This window comes from Huintestinicola sp. (genome assembly GCF_051882455.1).
Lineage (GTDB): Bacteria > Bacillota > Clostridia > Oscillospirales > Ruminococcaceae > Huintestinicola.
Genome location: NZ_JBJERV010000057.1, coordinates 21,865 through 35,261, shown reverse-complemented (window position 1 = coordinate 35,261; position 13,397 = coordinate 21,865). Strand labels below are relative to the sequence as shown.

The 13,397-nt window shown below is 49.5% G+C and carries 19 protein-coding genes; 17 read left to right on the top strand and 2 right to left on the bottom strand.

From position 1 onward, the window contains the following. The first annotated feature begins 105 nt into the window (after window positions 1-105). The 16 genes from ACI4J0_RS07625 to ACI4J0_RS07550 all read left to right on the top strand — a co-directional run bounded on the left by ACI4J0_RS07625 (window position 106) and on the right by ACI4J0_RS07550 (window position 11,101). On the top strand, window positions 106-1,356 hold the full coding sequence (locus tag ACI4J0_RS07625) for an adenosylhomocysteinase (RefSeq protein ID WP_439765218.1): 1,251 nt from the start codon (window positions 106-108) through the stop codon (window positions 1,354-1,356). A 26-nt stretch (window positions 1,357-1,382) separates the two neighbouring features. Further along, window positions 1,383-2,063 (top strand): hypothetical protein, encoded by a 681-nt coding sequence (locus ACI4J0_RS07620; protein ID WP_439765217.1) that lies wholly within the window; start codon window positions 1,383-1,385, stop codon window positions 2,061-2,063. A gap of 36 nt (window positions 2,064-2,099) precedes the next feature. After that, window positions 2,100-2,342, top strand: a complete 243-nt coding sequence (locus tag ACI4J0_RS07615) for a hypothetical protein (RefSeq protein WP_439765216.1) — start codon at window positions 2,100-2,102, stop codon at window positions 2,340-2,342. Window positions 2,343-2,501: 159 nt separating this feature from the next. Next, window positions 2,502-2,714 carry a hypothetical protein gene (locus ACI4J0_RS07610; RefSeq protein WP_439765215.1) on the top strand — a complete coding sequence of 71 codons (213 nt, stop codon included), beginning with the start codon at window positions 2,502-2,504 and terminating at the stop codon, window positions 2,712-2,714. Window positions 2,715-2,719: 5 nt separating this feature from the next. Beyond that, on the top strand, window positions 2,720-3,886 hold the full coding sequence (gene rlmD, locus ACI4J0_RS07605) for a 23S rRNA (uracil(1939)-C(5))-methyltransferase RlmD (protein WP_439765214.1): 1,167 nt from the start codon (window positions 2,720-2,722) through the stop codon (window positions 3,884-3,886). 24 nt (window positions 3,887-3,910) lie between these two features. After that, window positions 3,911-4,378, top strand: a complete 468-nt coding sequence (locus ACI4J0_RS07600; protein WP_439765213.1) for a hypothetical protein — start codon at window positions 3,911-3,913, stop codon at window positions 4,376-4,378. Window positions 4,379-4,383: 5 nt separating this feature from the next. Beyond that, window positions 4,384-5,205 carry a DUF5131 family protein gene (locus tag ACI4J0_RS07595; protein WP_439765212.1) on the top strand — a complete coding sequence of 274 codons (822 nt, stop codon included), beginning with the start codon at window positions 4,384-4,386 and terminating at the stop codon, window positions 5,203-5,205. 14 nt (window positions 5,206-5,219) lie between these two features. Beyond that, window positions 5,220-6,098, top strand: a complete 879-nt coding sequence (locus ACI4J0_RS07590) for a carbon-nitrogen hydrolase family protein (RefSeq protein ID WP_439765211.1) — start codon at window positions 5,220-5,222, stop codon at window positions 6,096-6,098. Window positions 6,099-6,120: 22 nt separating this feature from the next. Next, window positions 6,121-6,309 (top strand): DUF6472 family protein, encoded by a 189-nt coding sequence (locus tag ACI4J0_RS07585; protein WP_439765210.1) that lies wholly within the window; start codon window positions 6,121-6,123, stop codon window positions 6,307-6,309. 12 nt (window positions 6,310-6,321) lie between these two features. Beyond that, entirely contained in the window at window positions 6,322-6,999 is a 678-nt protein-coding gene (gene sfsA / locus ACI4J0_RS07580) for a DNA/RNA nuclease SfsA (RefSeq protein ID WP_439765219.1), read from the top strand. Between the two features lie 19 nt (window positions 7,000-7,018). After that, window positions 7,019-7,918 (top strand): 16S rRNA (adenine(1518)-N(6)/adenine(1519)-N(6))-dimethyltransferase RsmA, encoded by a 900-nt coding sequence (rsmA, locus tag ACI4J0_RS07575; RefSeq protein WP_439765209.1) that lies wholly within the window; start codon window positions 7,019-7,021, stop codon window positions 7,916-7,918. After that, window positions 7,893-8,738, top strand: coding sequence for a sugar phosphate isomerase/epimerase family protein (locus ACI4J0_RS07570; RefSeq protein ID WP_439765208.1), 846 nt, complete (start codon window positions 7,893-7,895; stop codon window positions 8,736-8,738). Before rsmA ends, ACI4J0_RS07570 begins: the two co-directional genes overlap by 26 nt. A 2-nt stretch (window positions 8,739-8,740) precedes the next feature. Continuing rightward, window positions 8,741-8,983, top strand: coding sequence for a hypothetical protein (locus ACI4J0_RS07565; RefSeq protein ID WP_439765207.1), 243 nt, complete (start codon window positions 8,741-8,743; stop codon window positions 8,981-8,983). Beyond that, entirely contained in the window at window positions 8,980-9,702 is a 723-nt protein-coding gene (locus ACI4J0_RS07560; protein WP_439765206.1) for a ThuA domain-containing protein, read from the top strand. Before ACI4J0_RS07565 ends, ACI4J0_RS07560 begins: the two co-directional genes overlap by 4 nt. Before the next feature lie 5 nt (window positions 9,703-9,707). After that, window positions 9,708-10,538 (top strand): hypothetical protein, encoded by an 831-nt coding sequence (locus ACI4J0_RS07555; RefSeq protein ID WP_439765205.1) that lies wholly within the window; start codon window positions 9,708-9,710, stop codon window positions 10,536-10,538. Beyond that, window positions 10,535-11,101, top strand: a complete 567-nt coding sequence (locus ACI4J0_RS07550; RefSeq protein ID WP_439765204.1) for a class I SAM-dependent methyltransferase — start codon at window positions 10,535-10,537, stop codon at window positions 11,099-11,101. The genes ACI4J0_RS07555 and ACI4J0_RS07550 overlap by 4 nt, the downstream gene beginning before the upstream one ends. Here ACI4J0_RS07550 and ACI4J0_RS07545 read toward each other — a convergent pair. After that, a complete protein-coding gene (locus tag ACI4J0_RS07545) occupies window positions 11,091-11,618 on the bottom strand; it encodes a phosphatase PAP2 family protein (RefSeq protein WP_439765203.1) in 528 nt (175 codons plus the stop codon). The two genes, ACI4J0_RS07550 and ACI4J0_RS07545, sit on opposite strands and share 11 nt — an antisense overlap. 44 nt (window positions 11,619-11,662) lie before the next feature. On the opposite strand from ACI4J0_RS07545, the gene ACI4J0_RS07540 reads away from it, so the two are divergent. Continuing rightward, complete coding sequence (locus ACI4J0_RS07540) at window positions 11,663-12,793, top strand: DUF3810 domain-containing protein (RefSeq protein WP_439765202.1); 1,131 nt, start codon at window positions 11,663-11,665, stop codon at window positions 12,791-12,793. Here the strand turns inward: ACI4J0_RS07540 and ACI4J0_RS07535 are convergent. Next, window positions 12,780-13,382: an HD domain-containing protein gene (locus ACI4J0_RS07535; protein ID WP_439765201.1), complete on the bottom strand. Its 603-nt coding sequence runs from the start codon at window positions 13,380-13,382 to the stop codon at window positions 12,780-12,782. The genes ACI4J0_RS07540 and ACI4J0_RS07535 overlap by 14 nt on opposite strands. Window positions 13,383-13,397 lie beyond the last annotated feature (15 nt).

Here is a 13,397-nt window from a genome sequence, read left to right as displayed (position 1 = left end):
TGATGCCCGAATAAATTACAGAACGTCTCGCCGCGGGTCGTCACCCGCAAATTCCAATTTGTCGAACACCCACACTACAAAAAAACTTGAAAGGAAAGATAAAATATGTCAAACACAAGCGAGATAAGAAACCCCGAGCTCTGGGAAAGCGGAGCAAGAAAAATTGAGTGGGTAAAGCAGAATATGCCCCTGCTCAGAGGTATCGAGGAGGAATTTTCCGAAACAAAGCCCTTTGCGGGGCTGAAGGTCGCACTGTCCGTTCATCTTGAGGCAAAGACCGCATATCTGTGCAAGGTGCTTGCGGCAGGCGGTGCGGACATGTACGTTACAGGCTCCAATCCCCTGTCCACTCAGGACGATGTTGCGGCGGCTCTCGTTCATGACGGACTCAAGGTCTTTGCCTGGTACAATGCCACCGACGAGGAATATCACCGCCATATTGCACGTGTTATCGAGGCAGGTCCCAACATCATCATTGACGATGGCGGAGACCTTGTCCACCTTATCCACACCGAGCACCCCGAGCTTATCCCCAATGTGATAGGCGGCTGTGAGGAGACTACCACGGGCATTATCCGCCTTATTGCAATGAACAGGGCAGGAGAGCTGAAATTCCCCATGGTGCTTGTTAACAACGCCGACTGCAAGCATCTTTTCGACAACCGCTACGGTACGGGTCAGTCTGTATGGGACGGAATAAACCGCACAACCAACCTTATCGTTGCAGGCAAAAACGTTGTTGTGGCAGGCTACGGCTGGTGCGGCAAGGGCGTTGCTATGAGAGCAAAGGGGCTTGGCGCTTCGGTAATTGTCACCGAGGTAGACCCCATCAAGGCTATGGAGGCTGTGATGGACGGCTTTAAGGTAATGAAAATGGAGGAAGCCGCTAAGATCGGCGATTTCTTCGTTACCGTTACAGGCTGCGACGGTGTTATCACCGAAAAGAGCTTTGTTAATATGAAGGACGGTGCGGTATGCTGCAATGCGGGTCATTTCGACTGCGAGGTGGACGTGGCATGGCTTCGGGAAAACTGCGTAAGGTCATGGATAGCACGCAACAATATTATGGGATATGAGCTGAAAAACGGCAGAAGCATTTACATCATCGCCGAGGGAAGGCTTGTAAATCTTGCGGCGGGAGACGGTCACCCTGCGGAAATTATGGATATGTCCTTTGCGGTGCAGGCTATGAGTGCCCTTCATCTTGTTAAGAACAAGGGCAGACTTGACAGCATGATAATCGATGTTCCCCGTGAGGTGGATATGGAAATTGCAAGAAGAAAGCTGGCGGCTTGGGATATTGAGATAGACAGGCTCACTCCCGAGCAGGAGGCATATCTTAACAAGGGACTTTGATATTACTGCATTCGGAGATACCGGTCATGAAAAAGTACATTACAATTATCGCGCTTGCCACTGTTATGACAGCGCTTACCGGCTGCGGCGGTGAAGTCAGCTCACCTACCGATACAGTTACATCAAATCAGTCAAGTGAAGAAGCTGTTTTTTCCGAAGAAACACAGGTCACTGAATTATCGGCTTCGGACACCTCCATTACTTCCGAAGTAATTTCTGAAACACAGGAAACGACCCTTGCGGAAGAGCCGACTTCTGTTAATGACACGGAAAACGAGTACAACGATACTAACAGTGCAGTGTCGGAAAATGAGCCCCAGATACGTGTAGAGTGGGCAGACGAGGCAGATCTGACAGCCGGATATGATGAATACGATATTTTCGAGCCGTCCGAGGAACAGGCAAAGGTAGCATTCATATCGGACACTCCCGTAAATGAATTTGTCATACTGGAGCTTACGCTTACGGACTGCAGCGATGAAGGGGTCATGACCTTTTCCGCATATCCTGCGGCATCGCCGGATATCACCCCCGGAAAGCCCCTGGTTATTGGTTTTACATTTGCGGGGGATATTCCCGGGTACGGCTTTCAGTATGAGGACGCTGACGGAAACATTCGCCGCTTTGCCCTGGAAATAAGCGGCGAGGACGGCTCTCTCGTGATACGGGAAGCAAGCGGGGAATACTATGACTTTGTTCTTGAATAGATCTATGAGATATTTCTTATATTCGGAGGTACGCTTATGAAAAAGCTTATTACATTTATGGCACTTGCCGCTGTCATGGCATCTCTATCTGCCTGCGGAGGCGGTGAAACTTCTGTTGACAGAGCGGAAAAAGCTCTCGAAAGCGCACAGAATGCTATCGGCGAGGCTGCCGATACAAAGGCTTCACAGCTTGCCGAGGCGGCTGTTGGGGATATAGAGATTTCCGATGGAAATGCAGAAACAGAGCTGCCCGATGTTGATGAACTGATAAATGAATAAGAAGGCTTTGAATACTGCTGCAGTACCGCTTACCGCATAGTTTTAAAGCTTTAAAGCCGAAAAGGAAATCAGATGAATGATAATATCCGCAAGCTGCTTGTCTCCTGCGGGTGACAGATAGAATACGATGAATTTAACATTGATTTTTCCGTTCCGTTTATGGAGCAGACGGACAGGCTTAACGAAGATCTGCTCCAGGCTTCATCAAGGGGATCGGTCCGGTATCCCGAGGGTGATCCCGACGGAAAGCTCAGAGCCCTGCTGATAAATAATTTTAACCGGACCCAACCTGTTTTAGAATTTGAAGATAAAAATGCTGCTATGCTTGAAGAGCATATCCGAAAGCTGATAAGCTATGCAGAGAGAGGATGATCGCAATGACCGAACAGACAAAAAAAGACGGGCAGTCAAATTCCTGCCCCGTTTACAAAAAATGCAGCGGCTGTCAGCTTCGCAATATGACCTACGAGGAGCAGCTCAAATTCAAGCAGATAAAGGTTGACAGGCTTATGGGCAGACTCTGCCGCCCCGACAGGATAATCGCTGCGGACAACCCAGAGGGCTACCGCTGCAAGGTTCAGGGTGCCTTTGACTTCAAAAACGGAAAATGCGTCTCGGGAGTTTATCAGTCCTCAACGGGAGGTGTGGTCGCTGTTGACCGCTGCTCCGTTAATGATGAAAGGGCGGATAAGATAATCAAGGCTGTGAGAAAAACGGCTCTCGGGCTAAAAATTCCCGTATGGTGCAGCTTTAACGGCAAGGGCTTTCTCCGCCACGTGCTTGTGAGAATTGCAAGGAACACGGGAGAAATTATGGCGATAATCGTGGGGACTTCGGAGAACTTTCCCTCAAAAGCCGCATTTGTAAAATCTCTTCTGGAGAAATGTCCCGAAATAACCACTCTCATTTTTTCCGTGAACCGCTCGGACAAAATGAATTTGGGAGACAGGTGCGAGGTGCTTTACGGGAAGGGATATATCGAGGACATCATATGCGGCAAGCGTATCAGGATGTCTCCCAAATCCTTTGCACAGGTAAATCCTGCTCAGGCTGAGAAGCTTTACGAGCTTGCAGTAAAATCCGCCAAGCTTACGGGAAAAGAAACGGTCATTGACGCATACTGCGGTATCGGCGCAATGAGCCTTATGGCAGCTGACAGGGCGAAAAAGGTATACGGCTGCGAGATAAACAAGTCCGCTGTAAATGACGCTGTGATAAACGCTAAGCTCAACAATACGGAAAATGCGGAATTTATCTGCTCGGACAGCGGAAAATTCCTTGTTGAATTTAACGAAGAGGGGCTCAAAGCAGACGTTGTTATCCTCGACCCCGCAAGAGCGGGCTGCGACAGGAAATTTCTTTCCGAGCTTATAAAAACCTCTCCCGAACGTATCGTTTACGTGTCCTGCGAGCCCGAAACTCAGGCGAGAGATGTTTTCTTCCTGATAAAAAACGGTTACAAGCTTAAAAAGCTTATGCCTGTGGATATGTTTCCGTTTACAAATCACGTTGAATGCATCGCATTGCTAAAAAAAGCATTGTAATTATCGTCAAAGGAGCATTACGAAATGTCCGAAAAACATCTTTTTCACGTCCGCAAAAGAACGCTTCTTGCCATAGCAGGCTGTGTATGGCTTCTTGCCGGGGTTAACGTTGCCCGTCTCGGGATACTTTCATACGGGATAATGGAAGCGGTCAGATGGTATCACCCTGTGCTGTCGGCTGTGGTATTCGGTGCATTTGGCTTTATGTTTTTCAAAATGAGCTTCAAGCACACAAAGCGGATACACGGCTATCCCGAGCCCACCCGTCCCTTCTGGCATTTCTTCGACCTGAAAGCCTACTGCATAATGGCGTTTATGATGGGCGGCGGAATATGGCTCCGCTCATCGGGGCTGGTGCCGAACACATTCATCGCCGTATTCTATACGGGTCTGGGGCTTGCCCTTGCACTTGCGGGAGTGATGTTCTGGGTGATGTTTGCAAGATATCCCCGTATGGACAATAAGGCAAACGAACCCGCTGCAGAGGTTTGAGAAAAATGGAAAGTTCCAAATCGATCTACGCCGACTGGAACCCATGGCATGGCTGTACAAAAATAAGCCCCGGGTGCAGATACTGCTATGTTTACAGGCAGGACGAGATGTACGGCAGCGCCGAGGCAAGCAGTCTGTGCCGAAAGACAAAGGCATTCGGCATGCCTGTACAAAAAAAGCGTGACGGCAGCTACAAAATACCCTCGGGAAAAATAATATTCACCTGCTTCACCTCGGATTTTCTCCTGTCCGACGCCGACGAATGGAGAGAAGAATGCTGGAAAATGATAAAAGAGCGGAGCGACTGTTACTTTTATTTTTTCACAAAGCGCATTGACCGCCTTGAAAAATGTCTCCCTGCCGACTGGGGCGAGGGGTATGACAATGTGATGATCGGCTGCACCATTGAAAATCAGGACAGAGCAGATTTCCGCCTGCCCATATTTCTCTCCCTGCCCATAAAGCACCGCTCGGTCATAGTCTCCCCCATTCTTGAAGAAATTCACATTTCGGAATATCTCGATGAGCGCATTGAGGAGGTCTCGGTGGGGGGCGAGTCGGGTCATTATGCCCGACCCTGTCATTATGAATGGATACTCGAGCTGCGGCGTGAGTGCGTGGAGAAAAACATTCCCTTTTATTTTCACCAGACAGGCGCACGGTTTGTAAAGGACGGAAAAATGTATTTTATAAAGCGAAAATTTCAGGGCAGTCAGGCGAGAAAAGCAGGGATAGATTTTCGCATAGGAAACCGCTTTATTCCCGATACTGCGGAGTATAACGGGGATAAGGACGAGGATATACAGCTCAGGATCGATGGGATATAAGGAGGCAAGGAAACTTGGAAAAGCTGAAAATCGCGTTACTCCAGCTGCTTCCCGAAAGCGGCCTTGAGGATAATATGAAAAAGGGCATAAACGCCTGCCGAAAGGCAAAGGCTATGGGCGCGGACATTGCCCTGTTCCCGGAAATGTGGAGCTGCGGCTATGATATCCCCCGGGATATCACGGCTTTAAATAGCATGGCAGTTTCATCGGAGGACGATTTTGTAAGCACATTCGGAAAGCTTGCCGCAGAGCTTAAAATGGCGATAGCGGTAACATTCCTTGAAAAGCACGACCCCCTCCCCCGAAACACCGTCAGCCTTTTTGATATGAACGGCAGACTTGTTTACAGCTATGCAAAGGTGCATACCTGCGATTTCGGAGATGAAGCAAGGCTTTCCCCGGGAGATGATTTTTACGTAAATGACCTTGAAACGGAAAAAGGAACGGTAAAGGTCGGCTCAATGATATGCTATGACAGGGAATTTCCCGAAAGTGCAAGAATACTTATGCTAAAGGGTGCGGAGCTAATACTCGTTCCCAACGCCTGCCCCATGGAGATAAACAGGCTTTCCCAGCTTCGGGGCAGAGCATATGAAAATATGGTTGCCATAGCCACCTGCAATTACCCCGCGCCAAAACCCGACTGCAACGGTCATTCCACTCTTTTTGACGGTGTTGCCTATCTTCCCGAGCTGCCCTGTTCACGCGACACCTGCGTTTATGAAGCAGGAGAAAAGGAGGGCATTTTCATAGCTGAGCTTGACCTTGAAATGCTTAGGGAATACCGCGAGAACGAGGTCCACGGCAATGCCTACAGACGACCCGAAAAATATTCCCTGCTTTTGTCGGAGGAAATTTGCTATCCCTTTGTAAGAGCGGACAGGAGAAAATAATCTGCGGAAAGGAACCGAAAAAATGGAGTCAAAAGCTCAGACCAACTGCGAGACCTGCGTCAATTACGTGTATGACGAGGACTACGACTGCTACACCTGCCTTGTTAATCTTGACGAGGACGAGATGTACCGCTTTATGAACGGCACAAACTACTCCTGTCCCTATTACCGCCTTGACGATGAGTACGGCGTTGTAAGACACCAGATGTAAGGAGTGATACCCATAAGATACGGACAAACGGCGGAGGGGAAATTCATCTCCCGTCCCAACAGATTTATTGCAAAGGTCGAGGTAAACGGCAAGGTAGAGACCGTCCATGTGAAAAATACGGGGCGGTGCAAGGAACTTCTTGTCCCCGGAGCAAGGGTCATCCTGGAGAAAGCCCCGGTCGGCTCACCCCGAAAGACCGCCTATGACCTCATAGCCGTTTATAAAAATGATATGCTCATAAATATGGACAGCCAGAGCCCCAATAAGGCATCGCTGGAATTTATCCCGAAGCTGTTTGAGGGTGTCACATATATCCGCCCCGAAACGGTTTACGGCAGCTCCCGATTTGACTTTTACATTGAAGCAGGCGAGCGGAAAATGTTTATGGAGGTCAAGGGCTGCACCCTTGAGGATAACGGCGTCTGCCGCTTTCCCGATGCCCCCACCGAGCGGGGAGTAAAGCACGTAAACGAGCTGATAAAAGCCGCAGAAGAGGGCTATGAAGCCTATATACTTTTTGTGATACAGATGGAAACGGCAAAGCATTTCACCCCCAACCGTGAAACTCACCCCCGGTTTGCCGAGGCACTGAAAAGGGCTGCCGAAAACGGGGTAAAAATTCTTGCATATACCTGCACCGTCACACCCGACAGTATGGTGATAGACAAGCCATGCAAGGTGGTTTTATAAAAACAGATCGGAGAAACCAATGGATAATCTCACAAACATAAACGTAATAAAGGATATATTCGAGCGCCACGGCTTCACCTTTTCAAAGGCTTTGGGGCAGAATTTCATCATAAATCCTGCCATATGCCCGAAGATAGCCGAAATGGGGAACGCCAAAAAAGGCTTCGGAATAATCGAGATAGGCACAGGCGTGGGCGTTCTCACAAACGAGCTTGCCAAGCGCGCGGACAAGGTTGTGGCAGTGGAGATAGACACCCGACTTATCCCCATATTGGAGGAAACCCTCTCGGAATACGACAACGTGACCGTAATAAATGCCGACGTTATGAAAACCGACCTTAAAGCGGTCATTGAGGAGCATTTCGGCGGACTTGACGTGGCAGTCTGTGCCAATCTCCCCTATTATATCACCTCGCCCATAATAATGTATCTCCTTGAAAGCCGCCTGCCCATAAGGTCGATCACGGTAATGGTGCAGAAGGAAGCGGGAGTGCGTCTGTGCGCAAAGCCGGGCAGCAGAGAATGCGGCGCGGTAACTGCGGCGGTGCATTACTATGCGGAGCCGAAGCTGCTTTTTAACGTCTCAAGGGGCAGCTTTATGCCTGCGCCCAACGTGGATTCCTGCGTGATACGCCTTGATATCAGGGAAACTCCACCCGTTTCGGTATCTGACGAAAAATACTTTTTCCGTCTGGTAAGAGGAGCCTTTTCCCAGCGGAGAAAGAACCTTGCAAATTCTCTTTCCTCCTCGATGGCAATACCCAAATCCGATGTGATAAACGCAATAAGAGCCGCAGGACTTTCGGAAAATATCCGCCCCGAGCAGCTTACCTTACAGCAGTTTGCAGATGTTGCCAAACAGCTTTCATCACTCATAACAGGAGATAAGAACAATGAAGATAAACACACCGAAGCTTAACATCTTCCTCGAGCATATTTACGAGGGAGCCGAGCAGCAGAAGATAACCACGGAAAAAATGCTCACAAAAGCCCGCGAAGCAGGCTATGAAGGACTTGAATGTGACCTGTGGCGGCTGTCGGATAAAGCGGAAAAGAAAAAGCTTTTTGACGCCTGCGGGCTGTCCGTTTCCTCGGTCTACAATATGTACGATATGGGTCACGAGGAATTCTCCCTTTCAAAGGAAAAGATCCACACCCACCTTGAAACAGCCGCATATTTCGGCGCAAAGACCGTCCTTGCGGTGGCAGGCTTTATAAACCCCGAGGATAATTTCGATGCTGTCCGGGGACGAATGGCAGAGGCTCTGAGCTTTATGTGCGAAGCCGCCGTGCAATACGGAATTACCGTAACTCTCGAGGATTTTGACGATATTGCCGCCCCCTATTCCGATTCGGACGGACTTCTGTGGTTTATGGAAAATGTAAAGGGACTGGGCTTTACATTTGATACGGGAAACTTTGCCTACAGCCTTGAAAATGCCGAGGACGCATATGTGAAGCTAAAAAAATACATATCCCACGTCCACCTCAAGGACCGCTCCCATGACAGCTCACGTGCAAACGCCGACAACACCAACGGCAAGCCCGATCTTTCGGGACGGATAATGTATCCCTGCGAGACGGGCAGCGGCTATATCGGCATACAGGGGCTTGTAAAAAAGCTTCTTATTGGCGGCTACAAGGGCAGCTTTTCGGTTGAGCATTTCGGAGCTGCCGACCAGCTGGCATATATGGAAAGCTCCGCAGAAAACCTTCTGAAAGTATTTAAGGAGATGTGAAAATGAACGAGAAAATAACAGCTGTCTGTACCGATATGATAAACGGCAAGCTGAGCTTTGAAGCCTTTTACGACAAGCTCACCGCAGTCTGCGAGGACACACGCACCGACGAGGACACCGCCTGCCTTTTAGAAGATGTGCTTATGGAGCTTGAGATGATAAGCTCCGAGACCAAGTCCAAAAAGACTCTGAACGAGACCGCAAAGGAATGTGCCCGGCGCATCACAGAGGAGCTTTCAAAATGATAAACGTGCTTATCTGGAACGAATATATCCACGAAAAAGAACAGCCCGAGGTGGCGGCAATTTACCCCGAGGGAATACATAAAGCTATCGGTAATTTTCTTGCCGATGACGATAGCATTTCGGTCAGATACGCCACCCTTGATATGCCTAAAAACGGCATTACAAGGGAAATTCTTGAGGATACCGACGTGCTCATATGGTGGGGGCATCAGGCGCACGACAGGGTGAGCGATGAAACGGTAAGCCTTGTCACCGAGCGTATAAACGGCGGAATGGGCTTTATCCCGCTCCATTCCGCCCATCACAGCAGGATATTCAAAGCCCTCTGCGGCACCTCCTGCAATCTGAAATGGCGGCACGGCGACAGGGAGCGCATATGGTGCATATCCCCCTCCCACCTCATTGCCATGGGCATACCCGAGCATTTCGAGCTGCCCCACGAAGAAATGTACGGCGAGCCTTTTGATATCCCTACACCTGACGAAGTCGTGTTTATGGGCTGGTTTTCGGGAGGAGAGGTTTTCAGGAGCGGCGTGACATTTAAACGGGGCGCGGGACGGATATTTTATTTTCAGCCGGGGCACGAGGAATACCCCATATATCACGATGAAAACGTACTGAAAATAATCAGAAACGCCGTAAAATGGGCAGCTCCCCTTCAAAGAGAGAGCAGAAATATCCCCTGCACCAATCCCGAACCCCTTGAGAAAGGACTTTGATGAATATGTATTATCTCGGAACAGATATAGGCGGCTCAGCAGTAAAGCTCATCGCCGCAGACGAAAAGGGAAATATCCTTACGCGCCGCAAATACACCGCCGACGGCAGCGGAGAAAGGCTTGAAAATGAGACACGTATAATGCTTTCCGAAGCAGGCATGACCGCTCCTCCTGCCCATATTTTCCTTACGGGAGCAGGCTCGGACATTTCGGAAAACCGCTTCAAGGATATCCCCCGTACCTGCTTTGAGGAATTCGGCTGCTTTGGCAGAGGAGCCGTGAAGCTCAGCGGCATTGACAAGGCGGTCATCGTGAGCATAGGAACAGGCACAGCCTTTGTAATTGCCGACAAAAATAACTATACCCACATCGGCGGCAGCGGCGTAGGCGGCGGCACCCTTTCGGGACTTGCGGAGCTTACAGTAAATACATCGGACAGCGCAGCTCTCAACCGCCTTATCTCCGAAGGAAACCCCGCAAAGGTAGACCTTACCATGGGCGATATCTGCAAAGGCACATTGGGCGGACTTGCGGCAGATGTGACCGCCGCAAATTTCGGCAGCCGCCATATATCCCATGACCCTGCCGATATAGCCGCAGGGATCTCAAATATGATATTCCAGACCGCAGGAGTAATGGCAGCCTTTGCCTGCAAGGGAACGGATATCACAAACGCCGTATTCGTGGGCGCAATGTCCGAGATACCCGAAGGAAAAGCAGTGCTTGAAGCGGTAGGACAGCTTCACAGCCTTACATTCACCGTTCCCGAAGGCGGAGCATATGCAGGAGCGCTTGGCGCAGTCCTTTGGGGACTGGAAAGAGAGAATATATTATGAGAAAAACCTTTAACGCCCTTGATATCTCAAAAAGCGTGATAGCAGGAAAGGTATGCGAGGGAGATATATGCATAGACGCCACCGCAGGACGGGGGAATGATACCGCCTATCTCTGCGAGCTTGCGGGAAAAAGCGGCAGGGTAATAGCCTTTGATATCCAGAAAGACGCAATTGACAGCACAAGACAGCTCCTTGCAGAAAAAGGTCTTTCGGACAGAGCGGAGCTGATACTCGGCAGTCATACGGATATGGACAAATACGCCTCTGAGGGAACAGTTTCCTGCATAACCTTTAATTTCGGCTGGCTCCCCGGGGGCGATCACACCGTCCACACCCAAAAGGAAACCAGCCTTGAAGCGGTAAAGAAAGCCCTGCGCCTTATCAAAAAGGGCGGGCTTATATCAATGATACTCTACTACGGCAGGGACACGGGCTTTGAGGAAAAGGACGCACTTCTTGAGTTCGTAAAGACCATCGACAGCGAGGAATACACCGTAATAACCGCCGAATTTTCCAACCGTCCCAACTGTCCCCCGATCCCTATTTTCATTCTCAGGGAATGAGGTAAAATCCGATAATTGCAGGAATGACCGCAAGCACCGCCCCGAATATAACGTCAAGGGGAAAATGGACCCCCATAAGCGGACGTGAAACGGCTATCAGCACAGCAAGCACAAGCAGAATTATCCCCACAGGAACATTTACATAAAGGCAGGCAAGAGCGATGACCACAGCGCAGGCAGTATGACGGCTGGGGCAGGACTTGCCTTTTGTGGCTTTGGGCAGCACAGGCTTTATGGGATATTTCTCATAAGGACGAGGCGCATTTATCCCCTTTCTCACCGCCGTGACCAGCAGAAAAACAAATGCAGGAACAGCCACAGCCTTTATTATCCTCATATCCTTCGAAGCCCCGAGAAACCCGAGCAGGATAATATAAGCCGCATACATTATCACCGTTGAAAGGGTCTTGAATAATTTCAGCGCCCTGACGCGCCCATCAGAGGACGTAATAAAATCATACATCAAAGGATATTTTTTATAATAATCCTCACAGTGCTTATTGTAAAAATTTGTCATAAAATAAAACCTTTCCCGAAAAATCAAAGAAAAAAGGAGAACCTATGCCCGAAAAGAAGAAGCTTTCAAAAAATATAATCGCAATGGTGATGATCTTTGCCCTCTCCGCAGCCGCAAATATTACCGCCGCACTAAGCCCCTCTGCCGCAGACTTTTATATGAAGCGGATATTTGCCCCCCTTTCGGACATCATAAGCTCGGCTGTGGGAATACTGCCCTTTTCACTTGGTGAGATACTCATCGCCCTGGGCATACTCCTGCTCATCGCCACACCCTTTGCGGTGGTTATCGGAGCGGTAAAGAAGAAAAAGAGGTTTCTCAAAGGCTTCGGCATATTTTTCGGCTGGGTGCTCATCTACATAATCTTTACCGAGACCTTTAACTGCTTTGTCCTCTACCGCACAACGGAATTTTCCCCCAAATACCATAACAGCGCAGGAGCCGCAGGCTTTACCAAAGAGCAGCTGTCTACGCTTTGCGAGGAGACCATACTGAGCGCCAATGCTCTCGCGGAGGAGATATCCCGTGACGAAAACGGAGATATGCTCCTCCCCGATAATTTCGATAGTATCGCCGAGCGTGCAATGAACATTCTCTCGGAGGAATATCCCGAGCTGAAGGGCGTCTGCCCCGACCCAAAGAAAATAAACGGCGCAGTAATGACAAGCTTTGACCTGCAGGGCATATATTTCCCCTTTACCCTCGAGGCAAACTATAATAAAGCCCTCAGCCCCGCCAGAGTGCCCTGTACCGTAATGCACGAGCTGAGCCACTTAAAAGGCTTTATCCGAGAGGACGAAGCAGGCTTTATAGCATACAGAGCCTGCCTTGAAGCGGAGGAACCGGAGGTAAGATACAGCGGTCATATAAGCGCAATGAACTATCTCCTGTCCGCCTGCAAAAGGTCCCTGCCCTATGATGAATATCTGCGGCTCTGCTCCCTTGTCTCCCCTCTTGTGAGACAGGACAATACCTTTGTAAGCGAGGAATATATGGAGTATATCCGACAGAAGGCAGTTATCCCCACCGAAAAAACTCAGGCAGTGTCCGCAAAAGCAATAGATACAACACTAAAAATCGGCGGAGTGTCCGACGGCAAAAAAAGCTACGGACGAATGACCGACCTGCTGCTTGAGTACCGCTATTATGTGAGAGAAGACATTACCTCTCCATAAAATAGCTTGCCTCCATATCGGCAGCATGAAGGGCATAGGCAAGAGGGAACTGCTCAAAAGCCCTGCCCACAAGGTTGATGTCCTCGCTGCCCGAAAAGCCCATATGAAAGCGAATAGCAAAAGCCTCCTCACGGGACAGGCGCATAAATCCCCCGATTATGTAAACGGATTTTTCCCCATGACCATAGGGCAGACGGTCGTCAATGGTGTAATAAGGCACCTTTTCCCATACGCCCTGATCGTTTTTTGCATTGCGGAAATCCGTCTTGTAGAAATTTACCTTGCAGATGTCGTGGAGAAGAGCAATTATAGCCCTTGTCTCCTTGTCGGCGGAAAGACCGTACAGCTCCCTTACTCTGGGACGGTCGAGATAATCGCAGAGACAGTCATAAACGTTCAGACTGTGCTCAAGAAGCCCGCCCTCGTAGGAGCCGTGATAACGGGTGCTGGCAGGAGCGGTGAAGAAATCGCTTTTGGAGGAGAGAAGATATTCAAGCAGCTTGTCAGCACCTTCACGCTTCACGTTTTCGCTGTAGATGTCAATAAAACGCTGCTTCAAAGCAGCAATATCGGGTGTGTTTCCTGTCATAAAATGTCCTCCGAA

Excerpts from the sequence above, each read along its gene's own strand:
- ACI4J0_RS07625 (WP_439765218.1), top strand. The coding sequence starts at position 106 with ATGTCAAACACAAGCGAGATAAGAAACCCCGAGCTCTGGGAAAGCGGA.
- ACI4J0_RS07620 (WP_439765217.1), top strand. The coding sequence starts at position 1,383 with ATGAAAAAGTACATTACAATTATCGCGCTTGCCACTGTTATGACAGCG.
- ACI4J0_RS07615 (WP_439765216.1), top strand. The coding sequence starts at position 2,100 with ATGAAAAAGCTTATTACATTTATGGCACTTGCCGCTGTCATGGCATCT.
- ACI4J0_RS07610 (WP_439765215.1), top strand. The coding sequence starts at position 2,502 with ATGGAGCAGACGGACAGGCTTAACGAAGATCTGCTCCAGGCTTCATCA.
- rlmD (WP_439765214.1), top strand. The coding sequence starts at position 2,720 with ATGACCGAACAGACAAAAAAAGACGGGCAGTCAAATTCCTGCCCCGTT.
- ACI4J0_RS07600 (WP_439765213.1), top strand. The coding sequence starts at position 3,911 with ATGTCCGAAAAACATCTTTTTCACGTCCGCAAAAGAACGCTTCTTGCC.
- ACI4J0_RS07595 (WP_439765212.1), top strand. The coding sequence starts at position 4,384 with ATGGAAAGTTCCAAATCGATCTACGCCGACTGGAACCCATGGCATGGC.
- ACI4J0_RS07585 (WP_439765210.1), top strand. The coding sequence starts at position 6,121 with ATGGAGTCAAAAGCTCAGACCAACTGCGAGACCTGCGTCAATTACGTG.
- rsmA (WP_439765209.1), top strand. The coding sequence starts at position 7,019 with ATGGATAATCTCACAAACATAAACGTAATAAAGGATATATTCGAGCGC.
- ACI4J0_RS07570 (WP_439765208.1), top strand. The coding sequence starts at position 7,893 with ATGAAGATAAACACACCGAAGCTTAACATCTTCCTCGAGCATATTTAC.
- ACI4J0_RS07565 (WP_439765207.1), top strand. The coding sequence starts at position 8,741 with ATGAACGAGAAAATAACAGCTGTCTGTACCGATATGATAAACGGCAAG.
- ACI4J0_RS07560 (WP_439765206.1), top strand. The coding sequence starts at position 8,980 with ATGATAAACGTGCTTATCTGGAACGAATATATCCACGAAAAAGAACAG.
- ACI4J0_RS07555 (WP_439765205.1), top strand. The coding sequence starts at position 9,708 with ATGTATTATCTCGGAACAGATATAGGCGGCTCAGCAGTAAAGCTCATC.
- ACI4J0_RS07550 (WP_439765204.1), top strand. The coding sequence starts at position 10,535 with ATGAGAAAAACCTTTAACGCCCTTGATATCTCAAAAAGCGTGATAGCA.
- ACI4J0_RS07545 (WP_439765203.1), bottom strand. The coding sequence starts at position 11,618 with ATGACAAATTTTTACAATAAGCACTGTGAGGATTATTATAAAAAATAT.
- ACI4J0_RS07540 (WP_439765202.1), top strand. The coding sequence starts at position 11,663 with ATGCCCGAAAAGAAGAAGCTTTCAAAAAATATAATCGCAATGGTGATG.
- ACI4J0_RS07535 (WP_439765201.1), bottom strand. The coding sequence starts at position 13,382 with ATGACAGGAAACACACCCGATATTGCTGCTTTGAAGCAGCGTTTTATT.